Annotated in this window: 24 protein-coding genes and 5 tRNA genes; 9 read left to right on the top strand and 20 right to left on the bottom strand. The window is 71.4% G+C overall.

Features of this window, described 5'->3' with window-relative positions; all coding sequences use genetic code 11:
• Positions 1 to 71: 71 nt before the first annotated feature.
• A complete protein-coding gene (locus ACRAKF_RS27520; RefSeq protein ID WP_447042209.1) occupies positions 72 to 1,784 on the bottom strand; it encodes a DAK2 domain-containing protein in 1,713 nt (570 codons plus the stop codon).
• Between the two features lie 212 nt (positions 1,785 to 1,996).
• Here ACRAKF_RS27520 and rpmB point away from each other — a divergent pair, with 212 nt between their 5' ends.
• From rpmB to ACRAKF_RS27505, 3 genes are all read left to right on the top strand, one after another.
• The gene (gene rpmB, locus ACRAKF_RS27515; RefSeq protein WP_125515332.1) at positions 1,997 to 2,182 is read left to right on the top strand and encodes a 50S ribosomal protein L28; all 186 of its coding nucleotides are present in this window, start codon (positions 1,997 to 1,999) and stop codon (positions 2,180 to 2,182) included.
• Between the two features lie 110 nt (positions 2,183 to 2,292).
• Positions 2,293 to 5,358: a BTAD domain-containing putative transcriptional regulator gene (locus ACRAKF_RS27510; RefSeq protein WP_447040221.1), complete on the top strand. Its 3,066-nt coding sequence runs from the start codon at positions 2,293 to 2,295 to the stop codon at positions 5,356 to 5,358.
• 34 nt (positions 5,359 to 5,392) lie between these two features.
• Positions 5,393 to 6,706 carry an FAD-dependent monooxygenase gene (locus ACRAKF_RS27505; protein ID WP_447040220.1) on the top strand — a complete coding sequence of 438 codons (1,314 nt, stop codon included), beginning with the start codon at positions 5,393 to 5,395 and terminating at the stop codon, positions 6,704 to 6,706.
• Here the strand turns inward: ACRAKF_RS27505 and thiD are convergent.
• Both thiD and ACRAKF_RS27495 read right to left on the bottom strand, forming a co-directional pair.
• Positions 6,679 to 7,500, bottom strand: a complete 822-nt coding sequence (thiD, locus tag ACRAKF_RS27500; RefSeq protein ID WP_447040219.1) for a bifunctional hydroxymethylpyrimidine kinase/phosphomethylpyrimidine kinase — start codon at positions 7,498 to 7,500, stop codon at positions 6,679 to 6,681. The two genes, ACRAKF_RS27505 and thiD, sit on opposite strands and share 28 nt — an antisense overlap.
• Positions 7,497 to 8,465: a thiamine-phosphate kinase gene (locus tag ACRAKF_RS27495; protein ID WP_447040218.1), complete on the bottom strand. Its 969-nt coding sequence runs from the start codon at positions 8,463 to 8,465 to the stop codon at positions 7,497 to 7,499. Before ACRAKF_RS27495 ends, thiD begins: the two co-directional genes overlap by 4 nt.
• A gap of 209 nt (positions 8,466 to 8,674) precedes the next feature.
• Between ACRAKF_RS27495 and ACRAKF_RS27490 the strand changes: the two genes are divergently transcribed.
• Positions 8,675 to 8,908, top strand: a complete 234-nt coding sequence (locus ACRAKF_RS27490) for an Lrp/AsnC family transcriptional regulator (RefSeq protein ID WP_361173939.1) — start codon at positions 8,675 to 8,677, stop codon at positions 8,906 to 8,908.
• 20 nt (positions 8,909 to 8,928) lie between these two features.
• Positions 8,929 to 9,426 carry a DUF3515 domain-containing protein gene (locus ACRAKF_RS27485; RefSeq protein ID WP_447040217.1) on the top strand — a complete coding sequence of 166 codons (498 nt, stop codon included), beginning with the start codon at positions 8,929 to 8,931 and terminating at the stop codon, positions 9,424 to 9,426.
• Positions 9,427 to 9,429: 3 nt separating this feature from the next.
• Here the strand turns inward: ACRAKF_RS27485 and ACRAKF_RS27480 are convergent, their stop codons facing one another.
• The 3 genes from ACRAKF_RS27480 to ACRAKF_RS27470 are packed head-to-tail and all read right to left on the bottom strand — an operon-like array spanning position 9,430 to position 12,466.
• On the bottom strand, positions 9,430 to 10,611 hold the full coding sequence (locus ACRAKF_RS27480; RefSeq protein WP_447040216.1) for a D-alanine--D-alanine ligase family protein: 1,182 nt from the start codon (positions 10,609 to 10,611) through the stop codon (positions 9,430 to 9,432).
• A 47-nt stretch (positions 10,612 to 10,658) separates the two neighbouring features.
• Positions 10,659 to 11,687 carry an NAD(P)H-dependent glycerol-3-phosphate dehydrogenase gene (locus tag ACRAKF_RS27475; protein ID WP_447040215.1) on the bottom strand — a complete coding sequence of 343 codons (1,029 nt, stop codon included), beginning with the start codon at positions 11,685 to 11,687 and terminating at the stop codon, positions 10,659 to 10,661.
• Positions 11,684 to 12,466, bottom strand: coding sequence for a lysophospholipid acyltransferase family protein (locus ACRAKF_RS27470; protein WP_447040214.1), 783 nt, complete (start codon positions 12,464 to 12,466; stop codon positions 11,684 to 11,686). Before ACRAKF_RS27470 ends, ACRAKF_RS27475 begins: the two co-directional genes overlap by 4 nt.
• 181 nt (positions 12,467 to 12,647) lie before the next feature.
• Here ACRAKF_RS27470 and cofC point away from each other — a divergent pair, with 181 nt between their 5' ends.
• Positions 12,648 to 13,283: a 2-phospho-L-lactate guanylyltransferase gene (gene cofC, locus ACRAKF_RS27465; protein ID WP_447040213.1), complete on the top strand. Its 636-nt coding sequence runs from the start codon at positions 12,648 to 12,650 to the stop codon at positions 13,281 to 13,283.
• Between the two features lie 23 nt (positions 13,284 to 13,306).
• Entirely contained in the window at positions 13,307 to 13,510 is a 204-nt protein-coding gene (locus ACRAKF_RS27460; protein ID WP_447040212.1) for a hypothetical protein, read from the top strand.
• A gap of 98 nt (positions 13,511 to 13,608) precedes the next feature.
• On the opposite strand, the gene ACRAKF_RS27455 is transcribed toward ACRAKF_RS27460, so the two are convergent.
• From ACRAKF_RS27455 to leuC, 4 genes are all read right to left on the bottom strand, one after another.
• A complete protein-coding gene (locus ACRAKF_RS27455) occupies positions 13,609 to 14,322 on the bottom strand; it encodes an HU family DNA-binding protein (protein WP_447040211.1) in 714 nt (237 codons plus the stop codon).
• A 162-nt stretch (positions 14,323 to 14,484) separates the two neighbouring features.
• Entirely contained in the window at positions 14,485 to 14,712 is a 228-nt protein-coding gene (locus ACRAKF_RS27450) for an SCO5555 family protein (RefSeq protein WP_447040210.1), read from the bottom strand.
• Positions 14,713 to 14,949: 237 nt separating this feature from the next.
• Positions 14,950 to 15,543 (bottom strand): 3-isopropylmalate dehydratase small subunit, encoded by a 594-nt coding sequence (gene leuD / locus ACRAKF_RS27445; protein ID WP_447040209.1) that lies wholly within the window; start codon positions 15,541 to 15,543, stop codon positions 14,950 to 14,952.
• 2 nt (positions 15,544 to 15,545) lie between these two features.
• Complete coding sequence (leuC, locus tag ACRAKF_RS27440) at positions 15,546 to 16,973, bottom strand: 3-isopropylmalate dehydratase large subunit (RefSeq protein ID WP_447040208.1); 1,428 nt, start codon at positions 16,971 to 16,973, stop codon at positions 15,546 to 15,548.
• 180 nt (positions 16,974 to 17,153) lie between these two features.
• Here leuC and ndgR point away from each other — a divergent pair, with 180 nt between their 5' ends.
• Entirely contained in the window at positions 17,154 to 17,870 is a 717-nt protein-coding gene (gene ndgR / locus ACRAKF_RS27435; RefSeq protein ID WP_329381031.1) for an IclR family transcriptional regulator NdgR, read from the top strand.
• A gap of 76 nt (positions 17,871 to 17,946) precedes the next feature.
• Here the strand turns inward: ndgR and ACRAKF_RS27430 are convergent, their stop codons facing one another.
• Positions 17,947 to 18,432 carry a DUF4188 domain-containing protein gene (locus tag ACRAKF_RS27430; protein WP_447040207.1) on the bottom strand — a complete coding sequence of 162 codons (486 nt, stop codon included), beginning with the start codon at positions 18,430 to 18,432 and terminating at the stop codon, positions 17,947 to 17,949.
• A gap of 107 nt (positions 18,433 to 18,539) precedes the next feature.
• Here ACRAKF_RS27430 and ACRAKF_RS27425 point away from each other — a divergent pair, with 107 nt between their 5' ends.
• Positions 18,540 to 19,241: a MerR family transcriptional regulator gene (locus ACRAKF_RS27425; RefSeq protein ID WP_447040206.1), complete on the top strand. Its 702-nt coding sequence runs from the start codon at positions 18,540 to 18,542 to the stop codon at positions 19,239 to 19,241.
• 42 nt (positions 19,242 to 19,283) lie between these two features.
• Here ACRAKF_RS27425 and ACRAKF_RS27420 read toward each other — a convergent pair.
• From ACRAKF_RS27420 to ACRAKF_RS27380, 9 genes are all read right to left on the bottom strand, one after another.
• A tRNA-Glu gene (locus ACRAKF_RS27420) sits at positions 19,284 to 19,356 on the bottom strand.
• Between the two features lie 62 nt (positions 19,357 to 19,418).
• Positions 19,419 to 19,490, bottom strand: a tRNA-Gln gene (locus ACRAKF_RS27415).
• A gap of 31 nt (positions 19,491 to 19,521) precedes the next feature.
• Positions 19,522 to 19,594, bottom strand: a tRNA-Glu gene (locus ACRAKF_RS27410).
• Between the two features lie 62 nt (positions 19,595 to 19,656).
• Positions 19,657 to 19,729, bottom strand: a tRNA-Glu gene (locus tag ACRAKF_RS27405).
• A 41-nt stretch (positions 19,730 to 19,770) separates the two neighbouring features.
• Positions 19,771 to 19,842: transfer RNA gene (locus ACRAKF_RS27400), tRNA-Gln, on the bottom strand.
• 87 nt (positions 19,843 to 19,929) lie between these two features.
• A complete protein-coding gene (locus ACRAKF_RS27395) occupies positions 19,930 to 20,658 on the bottom strand; it encodes an HAD family hydrolase (protein WP_447040205.1) in 729 nt (242 codons plus the stop codon).
• Between the two features lie 67 nt (positions 20,659 to 20,725).
• Positions 20,726 to 22,204, bottom strand: coding sequence for a glutamate--tRNA ligase (gltX, locus tag ACRAKF_RS27390; protein WP_447040204.1), 1,479 nt, complete (start codon positions 22,202 to 22,204; stop codon positions 20,726 to 20,728).
• Entirely contained in the window at positions 22,197 to 22,982 is a 786-nt protein-coding gene (locus ACRAKF_RS27385) for a fumarylacetoacetate hydrolase family protein (protein WP_447040203.1), read from the bottom strand. The genes gltX and ACRAKF_RS27385 overlap by 8 nt, the downstream gene beginning before the upstream one ends.
• A 136-nt stretch (positions 22,983 to 23,118) precedes the next feature.
• On the bottom strand, positions 23,119 to 23,319 hold the full coding sequence (locus tag ACRAKF_RS27380) for a hypothetical protein (protein WP_447040202.1): 201 nt from the start codon (positions 23,317 to 23,319) through the stop codon (positions 23,119 to 23,121).
• Positions 23,320 to 23,372 lie beyond the last annotated feature (53 nt).

Here is a 23,372-nt window from a genome sequence, read left to right as displayed (position 1 = left end):
TGACAATCCGCCGCAGGACCCTCGTATCCGCAGGTCATCGGCTACGTGAGCGCATCCGTCCCCGCGTTGCGCTACTCCACGCCGATCAGCATCAGCGCCGCCTGGCGGCCGCCGCGGTAGACGACCGTGTCGACGGCCAGGTACGTCTCGCGCACGTGTTTCTCCAGGTGCTCGGCGAGCGTGTCGGGGACGGATTCGCCGAGGACGAGCGTGACCATCTCGCCGCCGGCGGACAGCATGCGGTCGAGGACCGACGTGGCGGTGCGCGCGACCTCCGAGCCGATCACCGCGACGTCACCGTCGATCAGGCCGAGCACGTCACCGGCCTGGCAGATGCCCGCCATGGTCCACGACTGCCGCTCGGCGACGGCCAGTTCTCCGTAGCGGGTCGCGCCGGCCGCCGACGTCATGGCGACCACGTCCTCGTCGAAGCCGCGGTCCGGCTCGTGCACGGCGAGGGCCGCGATGCCCTGCACCGCGGAGCGGGTGGGGATCAGCGCGACGCGCACGCCCTCCGTCCTCGCCTGCTGCGCCGCCGCGGCCGCGGTGTGCCGCAGCTCCGCGTCGTTGGGCAGGAGCACCACTTCGCGCGCGTGCGCCCGCCGGACGGCGTCGACCAGCTCGCCGCTCGCCGGCGGCTCCCCCACGCGCGTGGGCACGGTGGTCGCGCCGGCCTCGGCGTAGAGCCCGGCGAGCCCCTCGCCGGGGACGACCGCGACGATGGCCCGCTGGGCGCGCTCCCTGGGCGGCTGAGCGGTGGTGTGCGCGTCGCCCACCCCGAAGTGGGTGATGCGGATGCGGTGCGGGCGGCCCGCCTCCACGCCCGCCTCGACGGCCGCTCCCGCGTCGTCGACATGGACGTGGACGTTCCACAGTCCGTCGCCGCCGACCACGACCAGGGAGTCGCCGAGCCGGTCGAGCCGGGTCCGCAGCCGGGCGACCGCGGTGTCGTCCGCCTCCAGGAGGTAGATCACCTCGAAGGCGGGGCCGCCCTCCTCGGCCGGGAGGTCGTCGCACTCGACGGCCTGCTCCGCCGCCGGGACGCGGTCACTCCCGCCGGCCACCACGCGTGCGTGGCTTCCCTCGGCGCCACGGAACGGCACCGTCTCGCCGGACAGCGCGGCCACCAGCGCCCCGAGCACCGCGACGAGGCCGCGTCCGCCCGCGTCCACCACGCCCGCGCGGCCCAGCACGGCGAGCTGTCCCGGGGTCAGGTCCAGGGCCGTCCGTGCCCCTTCGTAGGAGGCTCGTGCCACGGCCTCGCAGTCGCCGGTGCCCTCGGCCGCCGCCGCCTTCGCCGCGGCGGTCGCCACGGTGAGGACAGTGCCCTCGATCGGGTGGGCGACCGCCTCGTACGCGGACTCGGCGGCCTGCCGCAGTGCCAGCTCCAGGGCCCGCCCGTCGGCCTGATCCGCGTCAGGGGCGCCTTGGCCGTCCGGGCCGCCGAGGACCTGGGCCATGCCGCGCAGGAGCTGCGAGAGGATCGTGCCGGAATTTCCGCGGGCCCCGATGAGGGCCCCGTGCGCCATCGCGCGCACCGTCTCCGCCAGCGAGGGCGCGGACGGCTCGTGGCCCGTGAAGGCCGCGTCCACCGCCAGGCACGCCGACTCCATCGTCAGATAGAGGTTCGTTCCGGTGTCCCCGTCCGCGACCGGATAGACATTGATGGAGTCGATCTCCTCGCGGGCCCTGCCGAGGGCCTCCAGAGCCAGCCGGGACCAGGCGCGCACCGCGACCGCGTCGAGGTTCTGCGGCACCTGTTCGCCTCCTTGACCATGCGGAATGGACGCAGCGTAGACCCAGGGTGAACGGAGGCCGTGGGGCGGGGGCCGGGGAAGACATGGTAGTTTCGTTCTACCGAAGCGGTCGTTGTATGCTGCTCCGGTTGCCCGATACCCATCGGGCCATTCCTCCTGGCAACGCCATTCCGATCATTGCACTGATCCCGGCATGCCGGGATTAACCGTAAGTGCATCTGAAGTCTTTGGAGTGACCCGTGGCTGCCAACTGCGACGTCTGCGGCAAGGGGCCGGGCTTCGGCAACGCCATCTCGCACTCACACCGCCGTACGCCCCGTCGCTGGAACCCGAACATCCAGCGTGTGCGTGCCGTGGTGAGCGGGACGCCGAAGCGCCTCAACGCCTGCACCTCGTGCATCAAGGCCGGCAAGGTCTCGCGCTGACGTCAGCGCGGCCACCTAGCTGGTTGCTGAATGAGCCGGTTCCCCGTCAGGGGGACCGGCTTTTTCGTGTGCCCACGCGCGGGGACGACACCCCTGCCAGAATCGGCCGGATGCGCTTCGGCATCCTCGGCCCCCTGGACATACGTTCCTGCGACGGCACTCCCCTGGACCCCGGCGGGCCGCGCCCGCGCGCGCTGCTCACCCTGCTGCTCCTGGACGCGGGCCGCCCCGTCTCCGTCGAGCGGCTCACCGACGGGCTCTACGGGGACGACCCCCCGGCGGGTGCGGGCAACGCCCTCCAGTCGCAGGTCTCCCGGCTGCGCAAGCGCCTCGGTCTGGACATCCGGGCGGCTCCCCCGGGGTACCTCATCGCCGTCTCCCCCGAGGACGTCGACCTCCACCGCTTCGAGCGCCTGGCCCATGAGGGGCGGCGGGCGCTCGGCTCCGGGGACCACGCCGGGGCCGCCGCGCTGCTCAAGGAGGCGCTCGGGCTGTGGCGGGGCCCGGCCCTCGCGGACCTCCCGGACGCCCGTCCCCTGGTCGCCCGCCTCGACGAACAGCGGCTCGCCGCCACGCAGGACCGTGCCGAGGCGGACCTCGCGCTGGGCGGCGGCCCCGCGCTCGTACCGGAGCTGCGTGAACTGATCGCCGCGCATCCGCTGAGCGAGCGGCCCCGCGCGCTGCTGATGCGGGCCCTGCGGGCGGCCGGGCGGCCCGCCGAGGCCCTCACCGTCTACGAGGAGGCGCGGCAGGCCCTGGCGGACGCCCTGGGCACCGACCCCTCGGCCGAGCTGTCCGCGCTCCACCTGGAGCTGCTCCGGGGCCGGGAACCGGCCCGGCAGCGCGGCGTGCCCGCGCAGCTGACCCGGTGCGTGGGGCGTACCGACGAGCTCGCGCGCATCGGCGCCCTGCTGGCCGGAGCCCGGCTGGTCACGCTCATCGGCCCCGGCGGCGCGGGCAAGACACGGCTGGCGATCGAGGCCGCCCGCCCGCTGCCCGACGTCTGCTACGTGGAGCTGGCGCCGCTCGGCGACGGGGCGCAGGTCACGTATGCCATCCTCTCGGCGCTCGGCGTACGGGAGGGCTTCCACACACCGGGCGGCGACACCACCGAGCGGCTCCTTTCCGCCCTGGAGGGGCGCGAGCTGCTGCTGGTCCTTGACAACTGCGAGCACCTCGTCGACGAGGCGGCCCGGGTCACCGGGCTGCTCCTCGGCGCCTGCCCCGGCGTGCGGGTGCTCGCCACCAGCCGGGAGGGCCTGGGGATCACCGGAGAGGTGCTGTGGCCGGTGCCGCCGCTCGCCCCGGAACCCGCGGCGCTGCTCTTCGCCGAGCGCGCGGCGGCCGTACGTCCTGACCTCCTGACCGGCAGCCCGGGCAGCCCCCACGCGCGCGTGGCCGACGATGAGCACGCGCGCGTGGCCGACGCCGACCGGCACCGGCTCATCGATGAGATCTGTGCCGCTCTCGACGGGCTTCCGCTCGCCATCGAACTGGCCGCCGCCCGGCTGCGCACGCTCTCCCTGGAGGAGCTCGCGGCCCGGCTCGGTGACCGTTTCCGGGTGCTTTCCCGCGGCGACCGCACGAAGGCGCCCCGGCACCGCACCCTGCACGCGGTCGTGGAGTGGAGCTGGGAGCTGCTCGACGGCGAGGAGCGGGAGCTGGCCCGCCGCCTGACGGTGTTCTCCGGCGGCGCCACCGCGGAGGCCGTGGAGGCGGTCTGCGGGGTGCCGCAATCCGAGGACCTGCTGGCCTCCCTGGCGGAGAAGTCGTTCCTCGACGTGGCCGACGGGCGCTACGGCATGCTGCGGACCATCCGCGCGTTCTGCGCCGGGCACCTGGCGGAGGCCGGCGAGGAGGACCGGCTGCGGGCCGCGCACGCCGCGTACTTCCTGCGCCTGGCCGAGACCGCCGACCCCGAGCTGCGCGGCGGCGGCCAGCTTCCCTGGCTGGCGCGGCTCTTCGGTGAGCACGGCAACCTGGACGCCGCGCTGCGGCACCTGACCCGCACCGATCCGCGCGGCGGGCTGCGGCTGATGGCGGCGCTGTCCTGGTACTGGCGGCTGCGGGGCATCTACGGGGAGCGCAGGGCCCTCGCCCTCGCGCTGCTCGACGCGGTGGGCACCGAGCCGCCCGAGGGGCTCTGCGAGGAGTACGTCCTCTGCCTGATCAACACGATCGCGGGCGACGGCTCCGACCCCGGTGAGCCGGAGCGCCTGGCACGCACGGACACCCTCCTCGCGGCGCTCGCGGGACCGCTGCGGCTGCCGCACCTGGTGGTGCTCTGGTCGGTGGCGGGCGGGCCCGCGCGGGCCATGGAGGACCAGGTCCGCGCCCAGGTCGGCGACGACCCCTGGGGCGTGGCGCTCCTCGACCTCGGGCAGGGCTTCCAGGAGCTGTTCGCGGGGCGCGCCGAGGCGTCGGAGGCCGCGTTCGCCCGCTCCCTCGCCGGTTTCCGTACGACCGGCGACCGCTGGGGCACGGCCAACTGTCTCGACCCGCTCGCCATGTTCGCCGACTGGCGGGGCGAGCGCGCGACGGCACTGGAACTCCTCGACGAGGGCCTGGTCCACGTACGCGAGCTGGAGGCGCCGGAGGAGACCGCCGACCTGCTGCACCAGCGGGCCACGGTCCTGCTGCACGCCGGCGACCTCGAAGGGGCCGCGGCCCACTACACGCGCTCCGCCGCCCTCGCCCGCACCACCGGCGTCCCGGACAAGGTGGCCACCGCCCGGCGCGGCCTCGGGCACGCCGCCCGGCTCGGCGGTGACACGGCACGCGCGCGTGAGCACTACGAGGCCGCCCTAGAGACGTACGCGGCCAACTGGTTCAGCCTCGGCCAGAGCGTGCGGGCCCTGGTCGGCCTGGGGCGCACCGCGCTCGCCGAGTCCCGGCGCGAGGAGGCGGCCGAGTGGTTCGAGCAGGCGCGCGCCCTGGCCGCGGACACCGGAGAGCTGGCCGAGGTCGCCGAGGCGCTGGCAGCCGTCGCCGCGCACCCCGAGGAGGCCGCCCGCCTCCTGGGCGCCGCCCACGGCCTGCGCGGCGCCCTGATCGCCGGGGACCCCGACGTCGCGGCCGTCGAGCGCTCGGCCCGCGCGCTGCTCTCCCCCGAGGAGTACGAGCAGGCCTACGACCAGGGCAGGAGCCTGCGGTCAGCGGCGGTCAGGGAACGGTAGGCGGGCGGTAAGCAGCCCGCCCGAAGCTCCTCCCATGAAGCCGAACAAGACCCAGAAGACCCAGAAGACCCAGAAGAAGACCCGGACCACCCCCACCCACAGCCTCGCCCACCTGGACGTCCTGATCTCGGGCGCCAGCGTCGCGGGACCGGCGCTCGCGCTCTGGCTCGCCCGCCACGGCGCCCGCGTCACCGTCGTGGAGAAGGCGCCCGCCCTGCGCGAGGGCGGCTTCGCCGTCGACTTCCGCGGTGACGTCCACCGCACGGTGCTGCGGCGCATGGGCATCTGGGACGAGGTGCACCGCCGTCAGACGCACATGGGCCGCCAGACCATCGTCGAGGCCGACGGCACGGAGCGGGTGGAGCTGCCCGCCTTCCTGATGAGCGGTGACGTGGAGATCTTCCGCGGCGACCTCTCCGGAATCCTGTACGAGCGCACCAGGGACGCCGTGGAGTACGTCTTCGGGGACTCCGTCGCGACGCTGACCGAGCACTCCGAAGGCGTCGACGTGACCTTCGACCGCGGTGCTCCCCGCCGCTTCGACCTGGTCGTCGGCGCCGACGGGCTGCACTCCCACACCCGCCGCCTGGTCTTCGGCGACGAGTCGCGCTACCTGCGCCACCTCGGCTACTACGTGGCCGGCTTCAGCATCCCGAACCACCTGGGCCTCGACCGCACCGCACTCATGTACAGCGAGCCCGGCCGCACCCTGATGATCAACAACTATGACGGTGACCCGCAGCGGGCCGGCGCCGGCCTGGTCTTCGCCTCCGAGCGGCTCGACCACGACCGCCACGACAAGGAGCAGCAGAAGCGGCTGCTCGCCGACCGGTTCGCCGGCATGGGGTGGCCGCAGGCCGCGAAGGCCCTGGAGGGCCTGGAGAGCGCCGACGACCTGTACTTCGACGCGATCGCCCAGATCCACGTCGACCGGCTCTCCCGGGGCCGCGTGGTCCTGCTCGGGGACGCCGGGTACGGCGCCACGATGGGCGGCATCGGTACGGGCACCGCGCTGGTCTGCGCGTACGTCCTGGCCGGTGAGCTCGCGGCGGCGCGCGGGGACCATCGCGTCGCGTTCGCCGCGTACGAGGCCGAGGTCCGGGACTACGCCAGGGGCTGCCAGAAGATCTCCGGCAACGCGGGCCCCTTCCTCGCGCCGCCCACGGAGAAGAAGATCCGCAGCCGGGACCGGGCGTACCGGGTACTCGCCTCGCGCTTCCTGGCGGGCTTCTTCAAGAGGCTGACGGAGAAGGCCGCGAGCGGCATCACGCTCAAGAACTACCAGCCCGTGGACGCCGCCGACCGGCCCTCCGCGCGGGACTACGCCCCCCTGAACCGCCAGCCGTGATCGACCGGGCCGATGCCGCCGCCGAGCGCGAATCCGGCGGCGATCGCCCCGGTCACGTACTCCTTGGCGGCCGCGACGGCCGTGGGGACGTCGTCGCCCCGGGCGAGCCGCGCGGCGATCGCGCTGGCCAGGGTGCATCCCGTGCCGTGGGTGTGCCGGTTGTCGTGGCGGGGAGCGCGCAGGACGTGCTCCTCGGAGCCGTCGGTGAGCAGGTCCACGGCGTCGCCCTTGAGATGGCCGCCCTTGATGAGCACCCACGTGGGCCCGTAGGCGAGGACCGCGGCGGCGGCGCGCCGCAGGCCGTCCTCGGAGGCGACCTCGATGCCGGTCAGTTGCGCGACCTCGTCGAGGTTGGGCGTCGCGACCGTGGCGGCCGGCAGCAGCTTCGTGCGCACCGAGTCCAGGGCGGACGCCGCGAGCAGCGGGTCGCCGTGCTTGGAGACGCCGACCGGGTCGACGACGGCGGGCGCGTCCGTACCGGCGAGCAACTCCGCGACGGTCTCCACCAGTTCGGCGGAGGCGAGCATGCCGGTCTTCACGGCTCCTACGCCGATGTCGTCGACGACGCTGCGGTACTGGGCCCGCACCGCCTCCGCCGGGAGCTCCCAGAAGCCCTGCACGCCCAGTGAGTTCTGCGCGGTGACGGCCGTGACGACGCTCATGCCGTGCGTGCCGAGGGCCAGCATCGTCTTCAGGTCGGCCTGGATGCCCGCGCCGCCGCCCGAGTCGGAGCCCGCGACGGTCAGGACGCGTGGCGGCGCCGATGCGGGCGCGGCATCGGGGTGGGTGCTCACGCGTCGTCTCCGTTGTCCCCGAAGTGGTCCCAGCCCTTGCTGGTCCAGGGCGCGCCGTCCACGGTCACCTGGGGCAGCGCGGAGGGGTTCTGGACCTCGCCGATGACCTTCCAGCGGGCGGGCAGCTTCACGTCGGCGGGGAAGGTCGCCACGATCGCGTGGTCCTCGCCGCCGTTGAGCACCCACTGGAGCGGGTCGACGCCGACGGCCTGGCCGATGTCGTTCATCTGGGAGGGCACGTCGACGTCTCCGGAGCGGATGTCGATGCGCACCTTGCTCGCCTCGGCGATGTGGCCGAGGTCGGCGATGAGGCCGTCGCTGACGTCGGTCATGGAGGTCGCGCCGAGCCCGGCGGCCGCGGGGCCCGCGTGGTAGGGCGGTTCGGGCCTGCGGTGCGCCTCCACGAAGGCGCGCGGTGAGCGGAAGCCGCGCGAGAGCACCGCGTGGCCGGCCGCGGACCAGCCCAACCAGCCGGTGACGGCGACGACATCGCCGGTCTTGGCGCCGCCGCGCGTGACGGCCTCGTGGTTGCGCAGGTCGCCGAGGGCGGTGATCGCGACGGTGATCGTGTCACCGCGCACGACGTCGCCGCCCACGACGGCCGCGCCCGCGACCTGGCACTCGTCCCTGATGCCGTCCATCAGCTCGGTGGGCCAGCTCACGGGCAGCTCAGCGGGGACGACGAGGCCGAGCAGGAGCGCGGTCGGCACGGCGCCCATGGCGGCGATGTCGGCGAGGTTCTGCGCGGCGGCCTTGCGGCCCACGTCGTACGCGGTGGACCAGTCGCGGCGGAAATGCCGCCCTTCGAGGAGAATGTCGGTGCTCGCCACGACCCTGCGGTCCGGAGCGGACACGACCGCGGCGTCATCGCCGGGGCCGATCCGTACGGCCGGGGTGGAGGTGAGCCGTGAGGTGAGCTCCCTGATGAGCCCGAACTCCCCCAACTCGCCCACGGTTCCCTTCACCGAGTCTCACCATGCCCTTTCACACTGCTCGGCTTGCGGTCGCGAGCCGTCTGCGTCGTCGGTACGGTCGACGTGACCGTCGAATTCTGCTCTCCGTCCACCACGATGTGCGCCACAGCCCGCCCGGGTCTCCCCGCGGCGAGCGACGACGCGGTACCGTGGCGTCCCTTCTCTCCCCACATGATCCTCGTGGCCGCCCTGGAGGTTCCGTGGTACAGGCGTACATCCTGATCCAGACAGAGGTCGGCAAGGCGTCGACCGTCGCCGAGCTGATCGGCAAGATCCCGGGAGTGATCCAGGCCGAGGACGTGACCGGCCCCTACGATGTCATCGTGCGCGCCCAGGCGGACACGGTGGACGAACTCGGCCACATGGTGGTCGCCAAAGTCCAGCAAGTGGACGGCATCACCCGAACCCTGACCTGCCCGGTCGTACACTTGTAGCCCCCGTCTACCCTGGCCCGGTGAACATCCCCCGTCTCCGGCGCCGCTGCCTCACAGGAACGTCCGCCCTCGCGCTGTTGATCACGACGGCGGCCTGCTCATCTTCGGACGACGAGACGCCGGTGGTGGTTCCGTCCCCGGCCGCGAAGGCCGCGGGACTCTGCCGGGACCTGCACGAACAGCTCCCGGAGAAGGTCGAGGGACTTGAGCGGACCGACCCCGGGCCCACGTCGGAGCTGACCGCCGGGTGGGGAGACCCGGCGATCATACTGCGCTGCGGTGTCGAGCGGCCCCCGGAGATGATCGATCCCGCGTACGCCGCGAAGAACGGCGTCAAGGTGAACGGCGTCGCCTGGCTGCTGCAGAAGCGCGACGACGGGTCGTACACGTTCACCACGGGGGCGCGCCTCGCCTACGTCGAGGTGACGCTGCCGGAAGAGCGTGCCGGGGACGGTCTCGGCCCGCTCACGGATTTCGCCGGGCCCGTCAAGAAGACCGTCCCCGAGGGCATCGCCTGAGGTTCAGCGCAGCCCGGTGGGGCGGTTCAGCGCCGCCTGGATGAGGCGGTCCACCAGTTCCGCGTAGCCGACTCCGCTCTTCTCCCACATCTGCGGGTACATCGAGATGGGCGTGAAGCCCGGCATGGTGTTGATCTCGTTGATCACGAAGCGGCCGTCCTCGGTGAGGAAGAAGTCCGCGCGCACCAGGCCCTCGCAGGACGCCGCCTCGAAGGCCTCGACGGCGAGCCGCTGGATCTCCGCGGTCTCCTCGGGCGTCAGCGGCGCCGGCACGATGCCCGGCGTCGAGTCGATGTACTTCGCCTCGAAGTCGTAGTAGTCGTGCGTCTGCACGGGCGGGATCTCGGCGGGCACGCTCGCCCGGGGGCCGTCCTCGAACTCCAGGACGCCGCACTCGATCTCCCGGCCGCGCAGCAGCGCCTCCACGAGGATCTTGGGGTCGTGGCGCTGCGCCTCGGCGATCGCGTCGTCCAGGCCCTCGAAGGAGTCCACCTTCGTGATGCCGATCGAGGAGCCCGCGCGCGCGGGCTTGATGAAGAGCGGCCAGCCGTGCTCGCCCACGAAGTCCGCGACGCGCTGCCGGGCGCCCGCCTCGTCCTGGCGCCACTCGCGCGGGCGGATCACCAGGTACGGGCCGACGTCGAGGCCGAAGGAGGTGAACACCCGCTTCATGTAGTCCTTGTCCTGGCCGACGGCCGAGGCGAGGACACCGGAGCCCACGTACGGCACTCCGGAGAGTTCGAGCAGCCCCTGCAGGGTGCCGTCCTCTCCGTAGGGACCGTGCAGCATCGGGAAGACGACGTCGACCTCGCCGAGCGCCTTGGGCACGGAGCCGGGCTCGCTGTAGACGACCTCGCGGTTGCCCGGGTCGACCGGCAGCACGACACCGCCCTCCATGGAGTCGGCGATCTCCGCGACGTTCGGCATCCTGCGGTCGGCGATGGCCATCCGCTCGGGCTCGTCGGCGGTCAGCGCCCAGCGGCCGTCCGTCGTGATGCCGATGGGCAGGACGTCGTACTTGGTGCGGTCGATCGCGCGCAGCACGGCGCCGGCCGTGACGACGGAGATGCCGTGCTCCGAACTGCGGCCGCCGAAGACGACGGCCACGCGCGGCTTGCGGAGCGGTCGCTCAGAGCTCGACTCGGGGCGCTGCTCAGGGCTCTGGGGGAGGTTCTCGCTGCTCATATCGGCTTGAGAGTACCTGTTCGTGCCTGGCGGAGTCAGTCGTGCCGTCAGCGGCGCTCGGGCTTGGCGCTGCGCGACATCAGCTCCTTCAGGGCGACCAGCGGGGGTGTGCCCTCGTGCACGATGCCCACGACGGTCTCCGTGATGGGCATGTCGACGCCGTGCCTGCGGGCCAGATCGAGCACCGACTCGCAGGACTTGACGCCCTCGGCGGTCTGCTTGGTGACCGCGATGGTCTCCTGAAGGGTCATGCCCTTGCCGAGGTTGGTGCCGAAGGTGTGGTTGCGCGAAAGCGGCGACGAACAGGTCGCCACCAGGTCGCCGAGACCGGCGAGTCCGGAGAAGGTCAGCGGGTCCGCGCCCATGGCGAGCCCGAGCCGGGTGGTCTCCGCCAGGCCGCGCGTGATGAGCGAGCCCTTGGTGTTGTCGCCGAGGCCCATGCCGTCCGCGATGCCGACGGCGAGACCGATGACGTTCTTGACGGCACCGCCGAGCTCGCAGCCGATCACGTCGGTGTTGGTGTACGGGCGGAAGTACGGCGTGTGGCAGGCCCTCTGGAGGCGCTGCGCGACGGCTTCGTCCCGGCAGGCGACCACGGCGGCGGCGGGCTGCCTCGCGGCGATCTCGCGGGCCAGGTTGGGACCGGTGACGACGGCGACGCGCTCGGCCGCCACCTTCGTCACGTCCTCGATGACCTCGCTCATCCGCATGGCGGAGCCCAGTTCGACGCCCTTCATGAGGGAGACGAGAACGGTCTCGGGGGCCAGGAGCGGCGACCAGGCGGCGAGGTTCTCGCGCAGCGTCTGGGAGGGCACGGCGAGGACCGTGAAGTCGGCGCCCGCGGCGGCCTCGGCCGCGTCGGTGGTCGCGCGGAGGTTCTCCGGCAGCTCGACGTCCGGGAGGTAGTCGGGGTTGCGCCGGGTGGAGTTGACGGCCTCGGCGATCTCGGCCCTGCGGCCCCACAGGGTGACGTCGCACCCCGCGTCGGCGAGCACCATGCCGAAGGCCGTACCCCAGGAGCCCGTTCCGAAGACGGCGGCCCTCACAGGTCCTGCCGCGTTCTCGGGGTTCGTCACTTGCTTTCCTCCGGGGTGTTCTTCGCGGTGCCTTGCGTCGCGCTGTGGCCCGCTGCCTTGCGTCGTTGTTCCAGCCGCGCCATGCGCGGGTCGTACGGTGTCGCGGGGGCCTTCTCGCCCCTGATCTCCGCCAGGAGTTCGGTGATCGCGGCCATGATGGCCTCGGTCGCCTCGCGGAGCACCTCGGGCGTCGGCTCCTTGTCGTAGAAGCGCGACAGGTCGACGGGCGGGCCCGCCTTCACCTGGAGGGTCCTGCGCGGGAAGAGGGTGAGCTTCTTGCTGTACGGCGGCAGGGCGAGGTTGGCGCCCCACTGGGCGACGGGGATCACCGGGCAGCGGGTTTCGAGCGCGACCCGCGCGGCACCGGACTTGGCCGTCATCGGCCATACGGCGGGGTCCCTGGTGAGGGTCCCCTCGGGGTAGAAGGCGACGCACTCGCCGCGTTCGATGGCGTGCACCGCGGCCCGGAAGGCGTCGAGCGCGTTCGTGGTCTCGCGGTAGACCGGGATCTGGCCGGTGCCCTTCATGACCTTCGCGACGAAGCCGCCCTTGAAAAGGCCGTCCTTGGCCAGGAAACGCGGCACTCGTCCGGTGTTGTACTGGAAGTGCGCGTACGACAACGGATCGATATACGAGTTGTGATTCACCGCCGTGATGAATCCACCGTCAGCCGGGATGTGCTCCATTCCACGCCAGTCCCGCTTGAACAGAACCACCAGCGGCGGTTTTGCGATCACCGCCGCCAGGCGGTACCAGAAGCCGATTCTGCGGCGGGACACGCGGGCACCTTCCTTCATGAACTGTTCGGCCGCACAAGTGTCGCCCCGGGCTGCCGGTCTGTCGAGAACACCGTACGCCCACCCGTCTGCCGCCACCGCCCCCGCGCCGCGCCTTTCCCGTGGCCGGTGCCCGGGCCCGCCGACAGGTCACAATGGGCGCGACGACAAGGACGGAGCGCCCGTGCAGTGGACCCTGGTCATACCTCTGAAACCGCTGGCGCGCGCCAAGAGCAGGCTGGCCGCCACCGCCGGTGACGGGCTGCGTCCCGGTCTCGCCCTGGCCTTCGCCCAGGACACGGTGGCAGCCGCTGTGGCCTGCCCCGCGGTGCGGGATGTGGCGGTCGTCACGGACGACGCCCTGGCGCGGCGCGAGCTCTCGGCGCTGGGCGCCCGCGTCGTCCCCGACACCCCCGCAGAGGGCCTCAACGCCGCGCTGCGGCACGGCGGCGAAGCCGTGCGCGCGATCCGCCCCGAAGCGGCTGTCGCGGCCCTGAACGCCGATCTGCCGGCACTGCGGCCGATGGAATTGGCCCGCGTACTCGACTGTGCCGCTCTTTTCCCTCGCGCATTTCTGCCGGATACCGCAGGAATCGGTACGACGCTCCTGACAGCATCGGCGGGAACGGAATTGTCCCCAGAATTCGGTACGGACTCGCGCGCCAGGCACGCGGCGTCCGGTGCCGTGGAAATCACGCTGGAAGGCGTCGATTCCGTGCGCCAGGATGTGGATACCGGCGAGGATCTGCGGGCCGCTCTCGCGCTCGGCGTGGGCCCGCGCACCGCCGCGGCCGCCGCCCGGCTGCTCATCGCCGACTGAAGCCACCGAAGTACGCTGCCTCCATGCAGGCGACCGCGTACACATACGACTCCGAGAACCGCAGCGGCAGCGTGCTGCTCGACGACGGCACCCCGGTGCCCTTCGAGGCCCCCGCGTTCGACGCGGGCGGGCTGCGGCTGCTGCGGCCAGGTCAGCGGGTGCGCATCGAGGTCGACGGCGAGGGCGAGGGCCGCCGGATCACCCTGGTGACGCTCCAGACGTTCTGACCCGTACGGCGCAATGGCGGAACGGGCCGACGACGCAACGACGCGGGCCGGGCTCCCCTGGGGGAGCCCGGCCCGGCGCGTGAGTGCCCTCTGTGCCCCTACTTCTTGCGGGCGGTGGCCTTCTTGGCGGTCGTCTTGCGCGCCGTGGACTTCTTGGCGGGCGCCTTCTTGGCGGTGGCCTTCGTCGCCGGAGCGGTCTTCTTCGCCGTGGCCTTCTTGGCGGCGGGCGTGGCCTTCTTGGCGGTGGTCTTCTTCGCCGTCGCCGTCTTGGCGGCCGGCGTGGCCTTCTTGGCGGCGGGCGTGGCCTTCTTGGCCGCGGCCTTCTTCGCCGTCGCCGTGGTCTTCTTGGCGGGCGTGGCCTTCTTCGCGGCGGTCTTCTTCGCCGTCGCCGTCGTCGCCGGCGTGGCCTTCTTCGCGGTGGCCTTCTTGGCGGTCGTCGCCTTCTTGGCCGCGGCCTTCTTGACCGTCGCCGAAGCACCGCCGGTCAGGCTGCCCTTGGGCGCCTTCTTGACCGCGACGTCGTTCTTCGGGAGCTTCTTCGAACCGCTCACCAGGTCCTTGAACCCCTGGCCGGCGCGGAAACGCGGGACCGAGGTCTTCTTGACCCGCACGCGCTCCCCGGTCTGCGGGTTGCGGGCGTAACGGGCCGGACGGTCGACCTTCTCGAACGAGCCGAAGCCGGTGACCGAAACACGGTCCCCGCTGACCACGGCGCGCACGACGGCGTCCAGGACCGCGTCCACGGCGTCGGCGGCCTGCTGACGGCCCCCGACCTTGTCGGCAATCGCTTCTACGAGCTGCGCCTTGTTCACGTCTTCCCCTTCGGAGACATTGCCGGGAGCGAAATACTCCGGCTTTTTCGCACGTTAGGCAGATATATACCGCAAATCAAACACGAAACGGGCTAATCACCCTTGTGCCGCAACGAACTGGCTCATCTCGGAGTTCCTCGAAGGCCCGTTGAGGCTCGGCGCTCAGGCGTCTTCCGGGAATCGGCCCTCATCGAGGTCCGCCATGAATCGCTCCAGACGCCTTGCCGCATCGGCGAGATCGTGTTTGGCCGCGGCCGTAATGACCAGCAGCTTCCGGGTCAGCGCCATCCGTACGCCCTCCGGGACTTGCAGTGCGCGCACTTTTGAGTGCGCTTCCTTCAGTTGGTCCGCGACGAGCCCGTAGAGCTCGAGTTGGCTGTCACGTCCCATGCACCGATTGTGCCATCTGGGGCGAGTTGTCGCCTCCGCAGGGGGTAACTGCCGCCGTCCGCCGCTGTTTCGAGGGTACCTTGCCCGGCCGAGTACAAGGGGATTTCCGGCCTCTTCTTCCCGCCAGGGCACGGGAGTTGACACCCCCGTTCAGGCCGTCTGCCCCTGTTCGGGGGCCACACACAGAGGTACCCCCAACCGTCCACGATTGGGGGTACATCAGGGTGTTGCGGAGTGTCAGACCTGAACGGTGCTGGGCTTGAAGGAGGGCCGCCCGCTCTCGTACGCGGAGATGTCCTGCTCGTTCCGGAGCGTGATGCTGATGTCGTCCAGGCCGTTCAGGAGCCGCCAGCGGGCGTTCTCGTCGAGGTCGAAGTCGGCGGTGATGCCCGCCGCGCGGACCTGGCGGTCCTCCAGGTCGACCGTGACCTCGGCCTGCGGGTCGTTCTCCGTCAGCTCCCAGAGCGCGTCCACGACCTTCTGGTCGAGCACCACGGTGAGCAGGCCGTTCTTCAGCGAGTTGCCCCGGAAGATGTCGGCGAAGCGGGAGGAGACGACCGCCTTGAAGCCGAAGTTCTGGAGCGCCCAGACGGCGTGCTCGCGCGAGGACCCCGTGCCGAAGTCGGGCCCCGCCACCAAGACGGACGCGCCCTGGCGCTCGGGCTTGTTGAGCACGAACTCCGTGTCCTTGCGCCAGGCCTCGAAGAGACCGTCCTCGAAGCCGTCCCTGGTGACCTTCTTCAGCCAGTGGGCGGGGATGATCTGGTCGGTGTCGACGTTGCTGCGGCGCAGCGGGACGGCCCGGCCGGTGTGCTTGGTGAATGCTTCCATGGCTATCGGACTCCGGCGGTGACGGGGGCGTCGGACAGATCGGCGGGCGAGGCCAGGTGGCCGGTGACCGCGCTGGCGGCGGCGACCTGCGGCGAGACCAGGTGGGTGCGCCCGCCCTTGCCCTGCCTGCCCTCGAAGTTGCGGTTGGACGTGGATGCCGAGCGCTCGCCGGGGGCCAGTTGGTCGGGGTTCATGCCGAGGCACATCGAGCAGCCCGCGTGCCGCCATTCGGCGCCGGCGGCGGTAAAGACCTTGTCCAGGCCCTCCGCGACGGCTTGCAGGGCCACCCGGACCGAGCCGGGGACGACCAGCATCCGTACGCCGTCGGCGACCTTGCGGCCCTCGACGACGGAGGCCGCCGCGCGCAGGTCCTCGATGCGGCCGTTGGTGCAGGAGCCGACGAAGACGGTGTCGACCTTGATGTCCCGCAGCGCCTGCCCGGCGGTCAACCCCATGTACTCCAGGGCTTTTTCGGCGGCGTGGCGCTCCGATGCGTCTTCGTACGAAGCGGGGTCGGGGACGTGTCCCGACAGCGGCGCGCCCTGGCCGGGGTTGGTGCCCCAGGTCACGAACGGCGCCAGTTCGGTGGCGTCGATGTAGACCTCGGCGTCGAACGCGGCGTCGTCGTCGGTGCGCAGGGTCTTCCAGTACGCGACGGCGGCGTCCCAGTCCTCGCCCTCGGGGGCGTGGTCGCGGCCCTTGAGGTAGTCGAAGGTGGTCTGGTCCGGGGCGATCATCCCGGCCCTGGCGCCCGCCTCGATGGACATGTTGCAGATGGTCATGCGGGCCTCCATCGAGAGCTTCTCGATGGCCGGGCCGCGGTACTCCAGGACGTAGCCCTGGCCGCCGCCGGTGCCGATCCTCGTGATGATCGCGAGGATCAGGTCCTTGGCGGTGACGTCGTCGGGCAGCTCGCCGTCGACGGTGATGGCCATGGTCTTGGGGCGGGCCATCGGCAGCGTCTGGGTGGCCAGCACGTGCTCGACCTGCGAGGTTCCGATGCCGAACGCCAGCGCGCCGAAGGCGCCGTGCGTGGAGGTGTGCGAGTCGCCGCAGACCACGGTGGTGCCCGGCTGGGTCAGACCGAGCTGCGGTCCCACGACGTGGACGACGCCCTGCTCGACGTCGCCCAGCGGGTGCAGACGGACGCCGAAGTCCGCGCAGTTCTTGCGCAGCGTCTCCAGCTGGGCCCGCGAGACCGGGTCGGCGATGGGCTTGTCGATGTCGAGGGTCGGGGTGTTGTGATCCTCGGTGGCGATGGTGAGGTCGAGCCGCCGCACCGGGCGGCCCGCCTGGCGGAGGCCGTCGAAGGCCTGGGGGCTGGTCACCTCGTGCAGCAGGTGCAGATCGATGAAGAGGAGGTCGGGCTCGCCCTCGGCGTGCCGGACGACGTGGTCGTCCCAGACCTTCTCCGCGAGTGTCCTACCCATCGCTTTCCCTCCGGCCGGCGGCGTCGCCGGCCCAACTAGAGAATCCGTTCGCCGACGCGCGTACCCCTCGTGCCGCACGTCGACCGCCGATCCGTTGGTCCGCGGATCGCTCGTACAGAGTGGCGCGTCCCGCGAAAAATTGAACTTGCGTTTCACAGAGTGAGACGCGAGTATCGACGCATGGACAACTCTAGCGGCGTCGGCGTTCTCGACAAGGCGGCTCTCGTCTTGAGCGCCCTGGAGTCCGGCCCGGCCACCCTCGCGGGGCTGGTCGCGGCCACCGGGCTCGCACGACCCACGGCCCACCGACTGGCCGTGGCACTGGAACACCACCGGATGGTGGCGCGGGACATGCAGGGCCGTTTCATTCTCGGCCCCCGCCTCGCGGAACTCGCGGCGGCGGCGGGCGAGGACCGCCTGCTCGCCACGGCGGGTCCCGTCCTGACGCATCTGCGGGACGTGACGGGCGAGAGCGCGCAGCTCTACCGCCGCCAGGGCGACATGCGCATCTGCGTGGCCGCGGCCGAGCGCCTGTCCGGCCTGCGGGACACCGTCCCGGTCGGCTCGACGCTCACCATGAAGGCGGGCTCCTCGGCGCAGATCCTGATGGCCTGGGAGGAGCCGGAGCGCCTGCACCGCGGCCTCCAGGGGGCCCGCTTCACGGCCACGGCCCTCTCGGGCGTACGCCGCCGGGGCTGGGCCCAGTCGATCGGTGAGCGGGAGCCGGGCGTCGCGTCCGTCTCCGCGCCCGTGCGCGGGCCCTCCAACCGCGTGGTCGCCGCCGTGTCGGTCTCGGGCCCGATCGAGCGCCTGAGCCGCCACCCGGGCCGTATGCACGCCCAGGCGATCATCGACGCCGCGGGCCGCCTCTCCGAGGCCCTGCGCCGCACGGGCTGACGTACGCACACCGGAGGGACCGCCCCAACGCCGCGGCGACCCCTCCGGCCCTCCCCCGCCGGCCCCCTCGGCCCTCTCAGGACAACTTGAGACGATCGGCCGCCCCCTCTCCCCGGCGACCCACCGGGATCACCCCGGTCGCCTCCGCCAGGCCGAAGGCAGGCATGTTCATGTAGATGGACTCATGGGCGCCGGCCCGCACGACATACGTCTCGTGCCAGAAGCCGACCTTCCCCTTGCCTTCCCGGATCCGCCGGTTGAAGGCCGCCCACGCCGGCCGGTGCTCCTTGTCCTGCGCCGCCGAGTAGGCCATCAGCTTCTCGTGCGACTCCCAGTACTGAACGATGTAGAACAGGCGGGGCCCGCCGAGGAGTATCCGGTACCCCAGCATGCCGCTCTCCCGGTCCTGTGACAGCTCCTTGAGCATGCGCGGCATCGCCATGGAGACGGGCCACCAGCTCCGTACGGCACGGAAGTTGTTGATGCGCATCCCTATGTGGAAGACGACCACATCCCCTTCCGCCGCCGCGGTCATGCGTCCTTCGATCGGCTTGCCGCTCATGGCACTTCCCCCTTGATAGAGCCCTGATCGAACGTTGGATAGCGTCGCTATCCATGCTTAGATAGTGGCACTCTCCAACCGGAGACGCAAGAGGGAGGCACGACTCGATGAGACTGGCGGAGCTGAGCCGGCGCAGCGCGGTCCCCGCGGCCACGATCAAGTACTACCTGCGCGAGGGGCTGCTGCCGCCGGGCCGCCGGGTGAGCGCGACCCAGGCCGAGTACGACGAGACGCACCTCCAGCGGCTGCGCCTGGTGCGGGCCCTGGTCCAGGTGGGCCGGGTGCCGATCGCGTCGGCGCGCGAGGTCCTTGCCGCCCTGGAGGACGACTCCCTGGACCACAGCTCCCGGCTCGGCACGGCCGTCTGGGCCCTGCCGCACGGCCCGGAGCCCGACGGCGACGACGCGGTACGGGAGGACGCGCGCCGCACGGTGGACGCGCTCCTCGACCGCCTGGGCTGGACCTACGCCCAGGGGCACGCGGCCGAATCCCCCGCCTACCGGATGCTGGTGACCTCCGTGGTCACCCTGGCGCGGCTCGGGTATCCGTGCTCGGTGGACGACCTGGCGCCCTATGCCCGCTCCGGGCAGCAACTGGCCGCCTCGGACCTGGACTTGATCGAGCGGTACGAGTCGCCGGACGAGCAGCTCGAGGCGGCGGTGGCGCTGACCGTGCTGTACGAGCCGGTGCTGCTGAGCCTGCGCCGCATCGCACAGGCGGAGGAGTCGGACCGCCGCTACGGCTACGACTCCGGGCAGGACAACCTTGCGCAGGACGGTGCCGGGCAGGTCGGTTCCGGGCGGGCATGACGAAGGGGCCCTCCCTTACGGGAAGGCCCCTTGCCGTTTCTGTACCCCCGACCGGATTCGAACCGGCGCTACCGCCTTGAGAGGGCGGCGTGCTAGGCCGCTACACAACGGGGGCCCTAGCGATCCTGCGCCGCCACATCCAACATGGCGGAGACACGATCAGTACTGCGTTCTGCGCTGGGCTACCAGGACTCGAACCTAAACTAACGGAACCAGAAACCGTCGTGCTGCCAATTACACCATAGCCCAATGTGGTCTAGACCAGGTCTAGTACCGACAGTACCCCCGACCGGATTCGAACCGGCGCTACCGCCTTGAGAGGGCGGCGTGCTAGGCCGCTACACAACGGGGGCCCTAGCGATCCTGCATCAGTGACAGTGGGTGCGACCCGATCTGTCCCCGCGGGAAGGATCTGTACCCCCGACCGGATTCGAACCGGCGCTACCGCCTTGAGAGGGCGGCGTGCTAGGCCGCTACACAACGGGGGCATTGTGGATGAGATCCACGTGTTGCAGATGAGCTCTGCGAGCTGGCCTACCAGGACTCGAACCTAGACTAACGGAACCAGAAACCGTCGTGCTGCCAATTACACCATAGGCCATCAAAGCGCCACCCCTTGATGGGGTTTTGTTTGACTTACGCTTCCCTGCCGGACCTTTCGGCCCTCTTGGGCGGCGCAGGAAGAACATTACCCGAAGGTGGACGGCGCTCCAAAACGGGTATCCGCCCGCAGCAGCGCGGGGAGCTCGGAGAGGTCCCTGACGCGGTGCACGCCCGTCGGGCCCTCGCCCGCCGTGCCGTTCCGGTCGAGCCAGATGCCGAGGAGTCCCGCGTCCCTGGCGCCCCTCGCGTCGATCTCCGGCTGGTCACCGACGTACGCGATCTCCTCGGGTGCCAGGCCCAGGTGCGTGCAGGCCGCCAGGAAGGCCTCGGCGGCCGGCTTGGAGACGCCGAGGTCGGCGGCGCACAGCACGGCCTCGAAGCGGTCGCGCAGGCCGAGGACGCGCAGCTTGCGGTCCTGGACGACCAGGGCGGAGTTGGAGAGCACCGCGTGGCGGTAGCCGTCGGCGAGGGCGTCCAGGGCGGGGACGGTGTCGGGGAAGAGCGACCAGGCCGATTCGTAGTGCCCCACGTAGCGCTCGAACCAGGCGTCGACGTCGGGGTCGGCGAGGGCCGGGGCCTCCAGGAAGTCCCGCACGCGGTCGCGCCGCTGCTGCTCGAACGTCACTCCCCCGGCGCTGAAGCGGGCCCAGTGCCGCTCGGTGAGCTCCTTCCACCGGACGAGAGCGCGCTCGGCGGACCCGTACCGCTCCAGGAGCCCCTCGGCGGCGAGATGGGCGTGCATGCCGGTGGCGTCGGCGCGCGCGTAGTCGAAGAGGGTGTCGTCGATGTCCCAGACCACGGCTTTGATCGGCATAGGACGACGGTAGGCGAAGGACCCGGCAGCCGTGGTGGCTTCCGGGTCCTTCGGTGCGTGTGTCCGCTCAGCCGGCGAGCTTCGCCAGGGCCGCGTCGATGCGGGTCAGGGTCTTCTCCTTGCCCAGGATCTCCAGGGACTCGAAGAGGGGCAGGCCGATCGTGCGGCCGGTGACGGCGACGCGGACCGGGGCCTGGGCCTTGCCGAGCTTGAGGCCGTGCTCCTCGCCTGCCGCCAGGACGGCGTCCTTGAGGGACTCCGGGGAGCTCCAGTCGGCCGCGTCCAGCTTGGCGTGGGCCGTGCGCAGGAGCGCGTCGGAGCCCTCCTTCATGGCCTTCGTCCAGGACGGCTCGTCGAAGACCGGCTCCGAGCGGAACAGGAAGTCGACGTTGGCCGTGATCTCGGAGAGGACCTTGAGGCGGGTCTGCGCGTGCGGCGCGATGGCCTGCCAGGCGGCCTCGTCGAACTCCTCGGGCGCCCAGTTGGCGTGCGGCGCCCGCAGCCACGGCTCGCAGGCCTCGGCGAAGGCCTTCACGTCCAGCATGCGGATGTGGTCGGCGTTGATCGCCTCGGCCTTCTTCAGGTCGAAGCGGGCCGGGTTGGCGTTCACGTCCGCGAGGTCGAACTTGCCGACCATCTCCGGGATGGTGAAGACGTCCTGGTCCGCGGAGAACGACCAGCCCAGGAGGGACAGGTAGTTCAGCAGGCCCTCGGGCAGGAAGCCGCGCTCGCGGTAGAGGTTCAGGGACGCCTGCGGGTCACGCTTGGAGAGCTTCTTGTTGCCCTCGCCCATGACGTACGGCAGGTGGCCGAACTCGGGGATCGCCTTCGCGATGCCCAGCTCGATCAGCGCCTTGTAGAGGGCGATCTGCCGGGGCGTGGAGGAGAGCAGGTCCTCGCCGCGCAGGACGTGGGTGATCTCCATCAGGGCGTCGTCGACCGGGTTGACCAGCGTGTACAGCGGAGCGCCGTTGGCACGCACGATGCCGTAGTCGGTGACGTTCTCGGCCTGGACGGTGATCTCGCCGCGGACCAGGTCCGTGAAGGTGGTGGCCTCGTCCGGCATCCGGAAGCGGACGATGTGCTTACGGCCTTCGGCCTCGTACGCCTCGATCTGCTCGGCGGTCAGCGCGCGGCAGTGGCCGTCGTAACCGGACGGCTTACCGGCCGCGCGGGCGGCCTCGCGGCGGGCGTCGAGCTCCTCGGTGGTGCAGTAGCAGGGGTAGGCGTAGCCGCCGTCGAGGAGTTTCTGCGCCACGTCCTTGTAGACGTCCATGCGCTGCGACTGGCGGTACGGCGCGTGGGGGCCGCCGACCTCGGGGCCCTCGTCCCAGTCGAAGCCCAGCCAGCGCATCGAGTCCAGGAGCTGCTCGTACGACTCCTCGGAGTCGCGAGCCGCGTCGGTGTCCTCGATGCGGAAGACCAGGACGCCCTCGTTGTGCCGGGCGTAGGCCCAGTTGAAGAGGGCGGTGCGGACCAGGCCCACGTGGGGGTTGCCGGTCGGCGAGGGACAGAAACGTACGCGTACGGGGGTCGCGTTAGCCACGCTTGATCACCTTGTTGGTGAGAGTGCCGATGCCTTCGATGGTGACGGCGACCTCGTCGCCGACGTTGAGGGGCCCGACGCCTGCCGGGGTACCCGTGAGGATGACGTCGCCGGGGAGCAGCGTCATGGCCTCGGAGATGTTGACGATCAGGTCCTCGATGGAGTTGATCATCTCGCTGGTGCGGCCGAGCTGCCGCTGCTGTCCGTTGACCGTGCACTGGATCGTGAGGTCGCCCGCGGCCGCCAGGTCGAGCTCCGTCTCCACCCAGGGGCCGAGCGGGCACGCGCTGTCGAAGCCCTTGGCGCGGGCCCACTGCTTCTCACGGCGCTGCACGTCGCGTGCGGTGACGTCGTTGGCGCAGGTGTAGCCGAAGATCACGTCCTTGACCCGCTCGCGCGGGACCTCGCGGCACATGCGGCCGATGACCACGGCCAGCTCGGCCTCGTGGTGCAGCTCCTCGGAGAACGAGGGGTACGTGATGGCGTCGCCGGAGCCGACCAGCGAGGTGGACGGCTTGAGGAAGGCGAAGGGGACGTCGGGCACGTCGTGGCCGAGCTCCGCCGCGTGCTCCCCGTAGTTGCGGCCGTAGGCCACGATCTTGTTCGGGAGCACCGGCGGCAGCAGGCGGACCTTGCTCAGCGGGACCTTGGTGCCGGACAGCTCGAAGTCGGCGTACGGGATGCCCTTGATGATGTCGAGGACGAGCCCGTCGGGGCCCTCTCCCTCGACCACGCCGTAGCCGACATTGCCGTCGATGGAGAACCTGGCGATACGCACGCTTGAGCCTCTTGAGGTGGTTGCGGTCTGACACCCCAGGCTAACGCGGTGGCCTGCGGGCCGCTGACGACTTATCCACCGGGTGCCGCCCCGCCCCCGGGTGCCCCGCCGCTCCGTGCGCGGCCGTCGCCGCGGTTCAGGCGCCGGCCGGGGTGTGCGCCTCGGGTGCGACCATGAGAACCGTGCGCTTCGGGTTGGCCGTCTGGGCCGGCAGTTCGACTGCGTGCTGCGGCTGCTCCGGCGCCGCCTGGACGTCGTCGGCGTCCTTGAGGTGCGCGAGAGTGGTGCGGCGGGGGTTGGCTATGTTTCGGAACATCGTCGAGTGCACAGTCTTCATCTGCTGTCTGACCTTGTCGTTGAGGCGCCTTCTGACGGACGCGGCTTGTCGGA

The sequence above is a fragment of the Streptomyces sp. DSM 118878 genome (assembly GCF_052936595.1).
This window is presented reverse-complemented; position numbering and strand designations above follow the sequence as displayed.

Bases quoted from the DNA above. Each gene is read 5' to 3' on its own strand.
- ACRAKF_RS27510 (WP_447040221.1), top strand. From the start codon at position 2,293: ATGCGCTTCGGCATCCTCGGCCCCCTGGACATACGTTCCTGCGACGGC.
- ACRAKF_RS27505 (WP_447040220.1), top strand. From the start codon at position 5,393: ATGAAGCCGAACAAGACCCAGAAGACCCAGAAGACCCAGAAGAAGACC.
- leuC (WP_447040208.1), bottom strand. From the start codon at position 16,973: ATGGGTAGGACACTCGCGGAGAAGGTCTGGGACGACCACGTCGTCCGG.
- ACRAKF_RS27430 (WP_447040207.1), bottom strand. From the start codon at position 18,432: ATGAGCGGCAAGCCGATCGAAGGACGCATGACCGCGGCGGCGGAAGGG.
- ACRAKF_RS27380 (WP_447040202.1), bottom strand. From the start codon at position 23,319: ATGAAGACTGTGCACTCGACGATGTTCCGAAACATAGCCAACCCCCGC.
- ACRAKF_RS27450 (WP_447040210.1), bottom strand. From the start codon at position 14,712: ATGGGACGTGACAGCCAACTCGAGCTCTACGGGCTCGTCGCGGACCAA.
- ACRAKF_RS27395 (WP_447040205.1), bottom strand. From the start codon at position 20,658: ATGCCGATCAAAGCCGTGGTCTGGGACATCGACGACACCCTCTTCGAC.
- leuD (WP_447040209.1), bottom strand. From the start codon at position 15,543: ATGGAAGCATTCACCAAGCACACCGGCCGGGCCGTCCCGCTGCGCCGC.
- ACRAKF_RS27425 (WP_447040206.1), top strand. From the start codon at position 18,540: ATGAGACTGGCGGAGCTGAGCCGGCGCAGCGCGGTCCCCGCGGCCACG.
- ndgR (WP_329381031.1), top strand. From the start codon at position 17,154: ATGGACAACTCTAGCGGCGTCGGCGTTCTCGACAAGGCGGCTCTCGTC.
- ACRAKF_RS27480 (WP_447040216.1), bottom strand. From the start codon at position 10,611: ATGAGCAGCGAGAACCTCCCCCAGAGCCCTGAGCAGCGCCCCGAGTCG.
- ACRAKF_RS27460 (WP_447040212.1), top strand. From the start codon at position 13,307: ATGCAGGCGACCGCGTACACATACGACTCCGAGAACCGCAGCGGCAGC.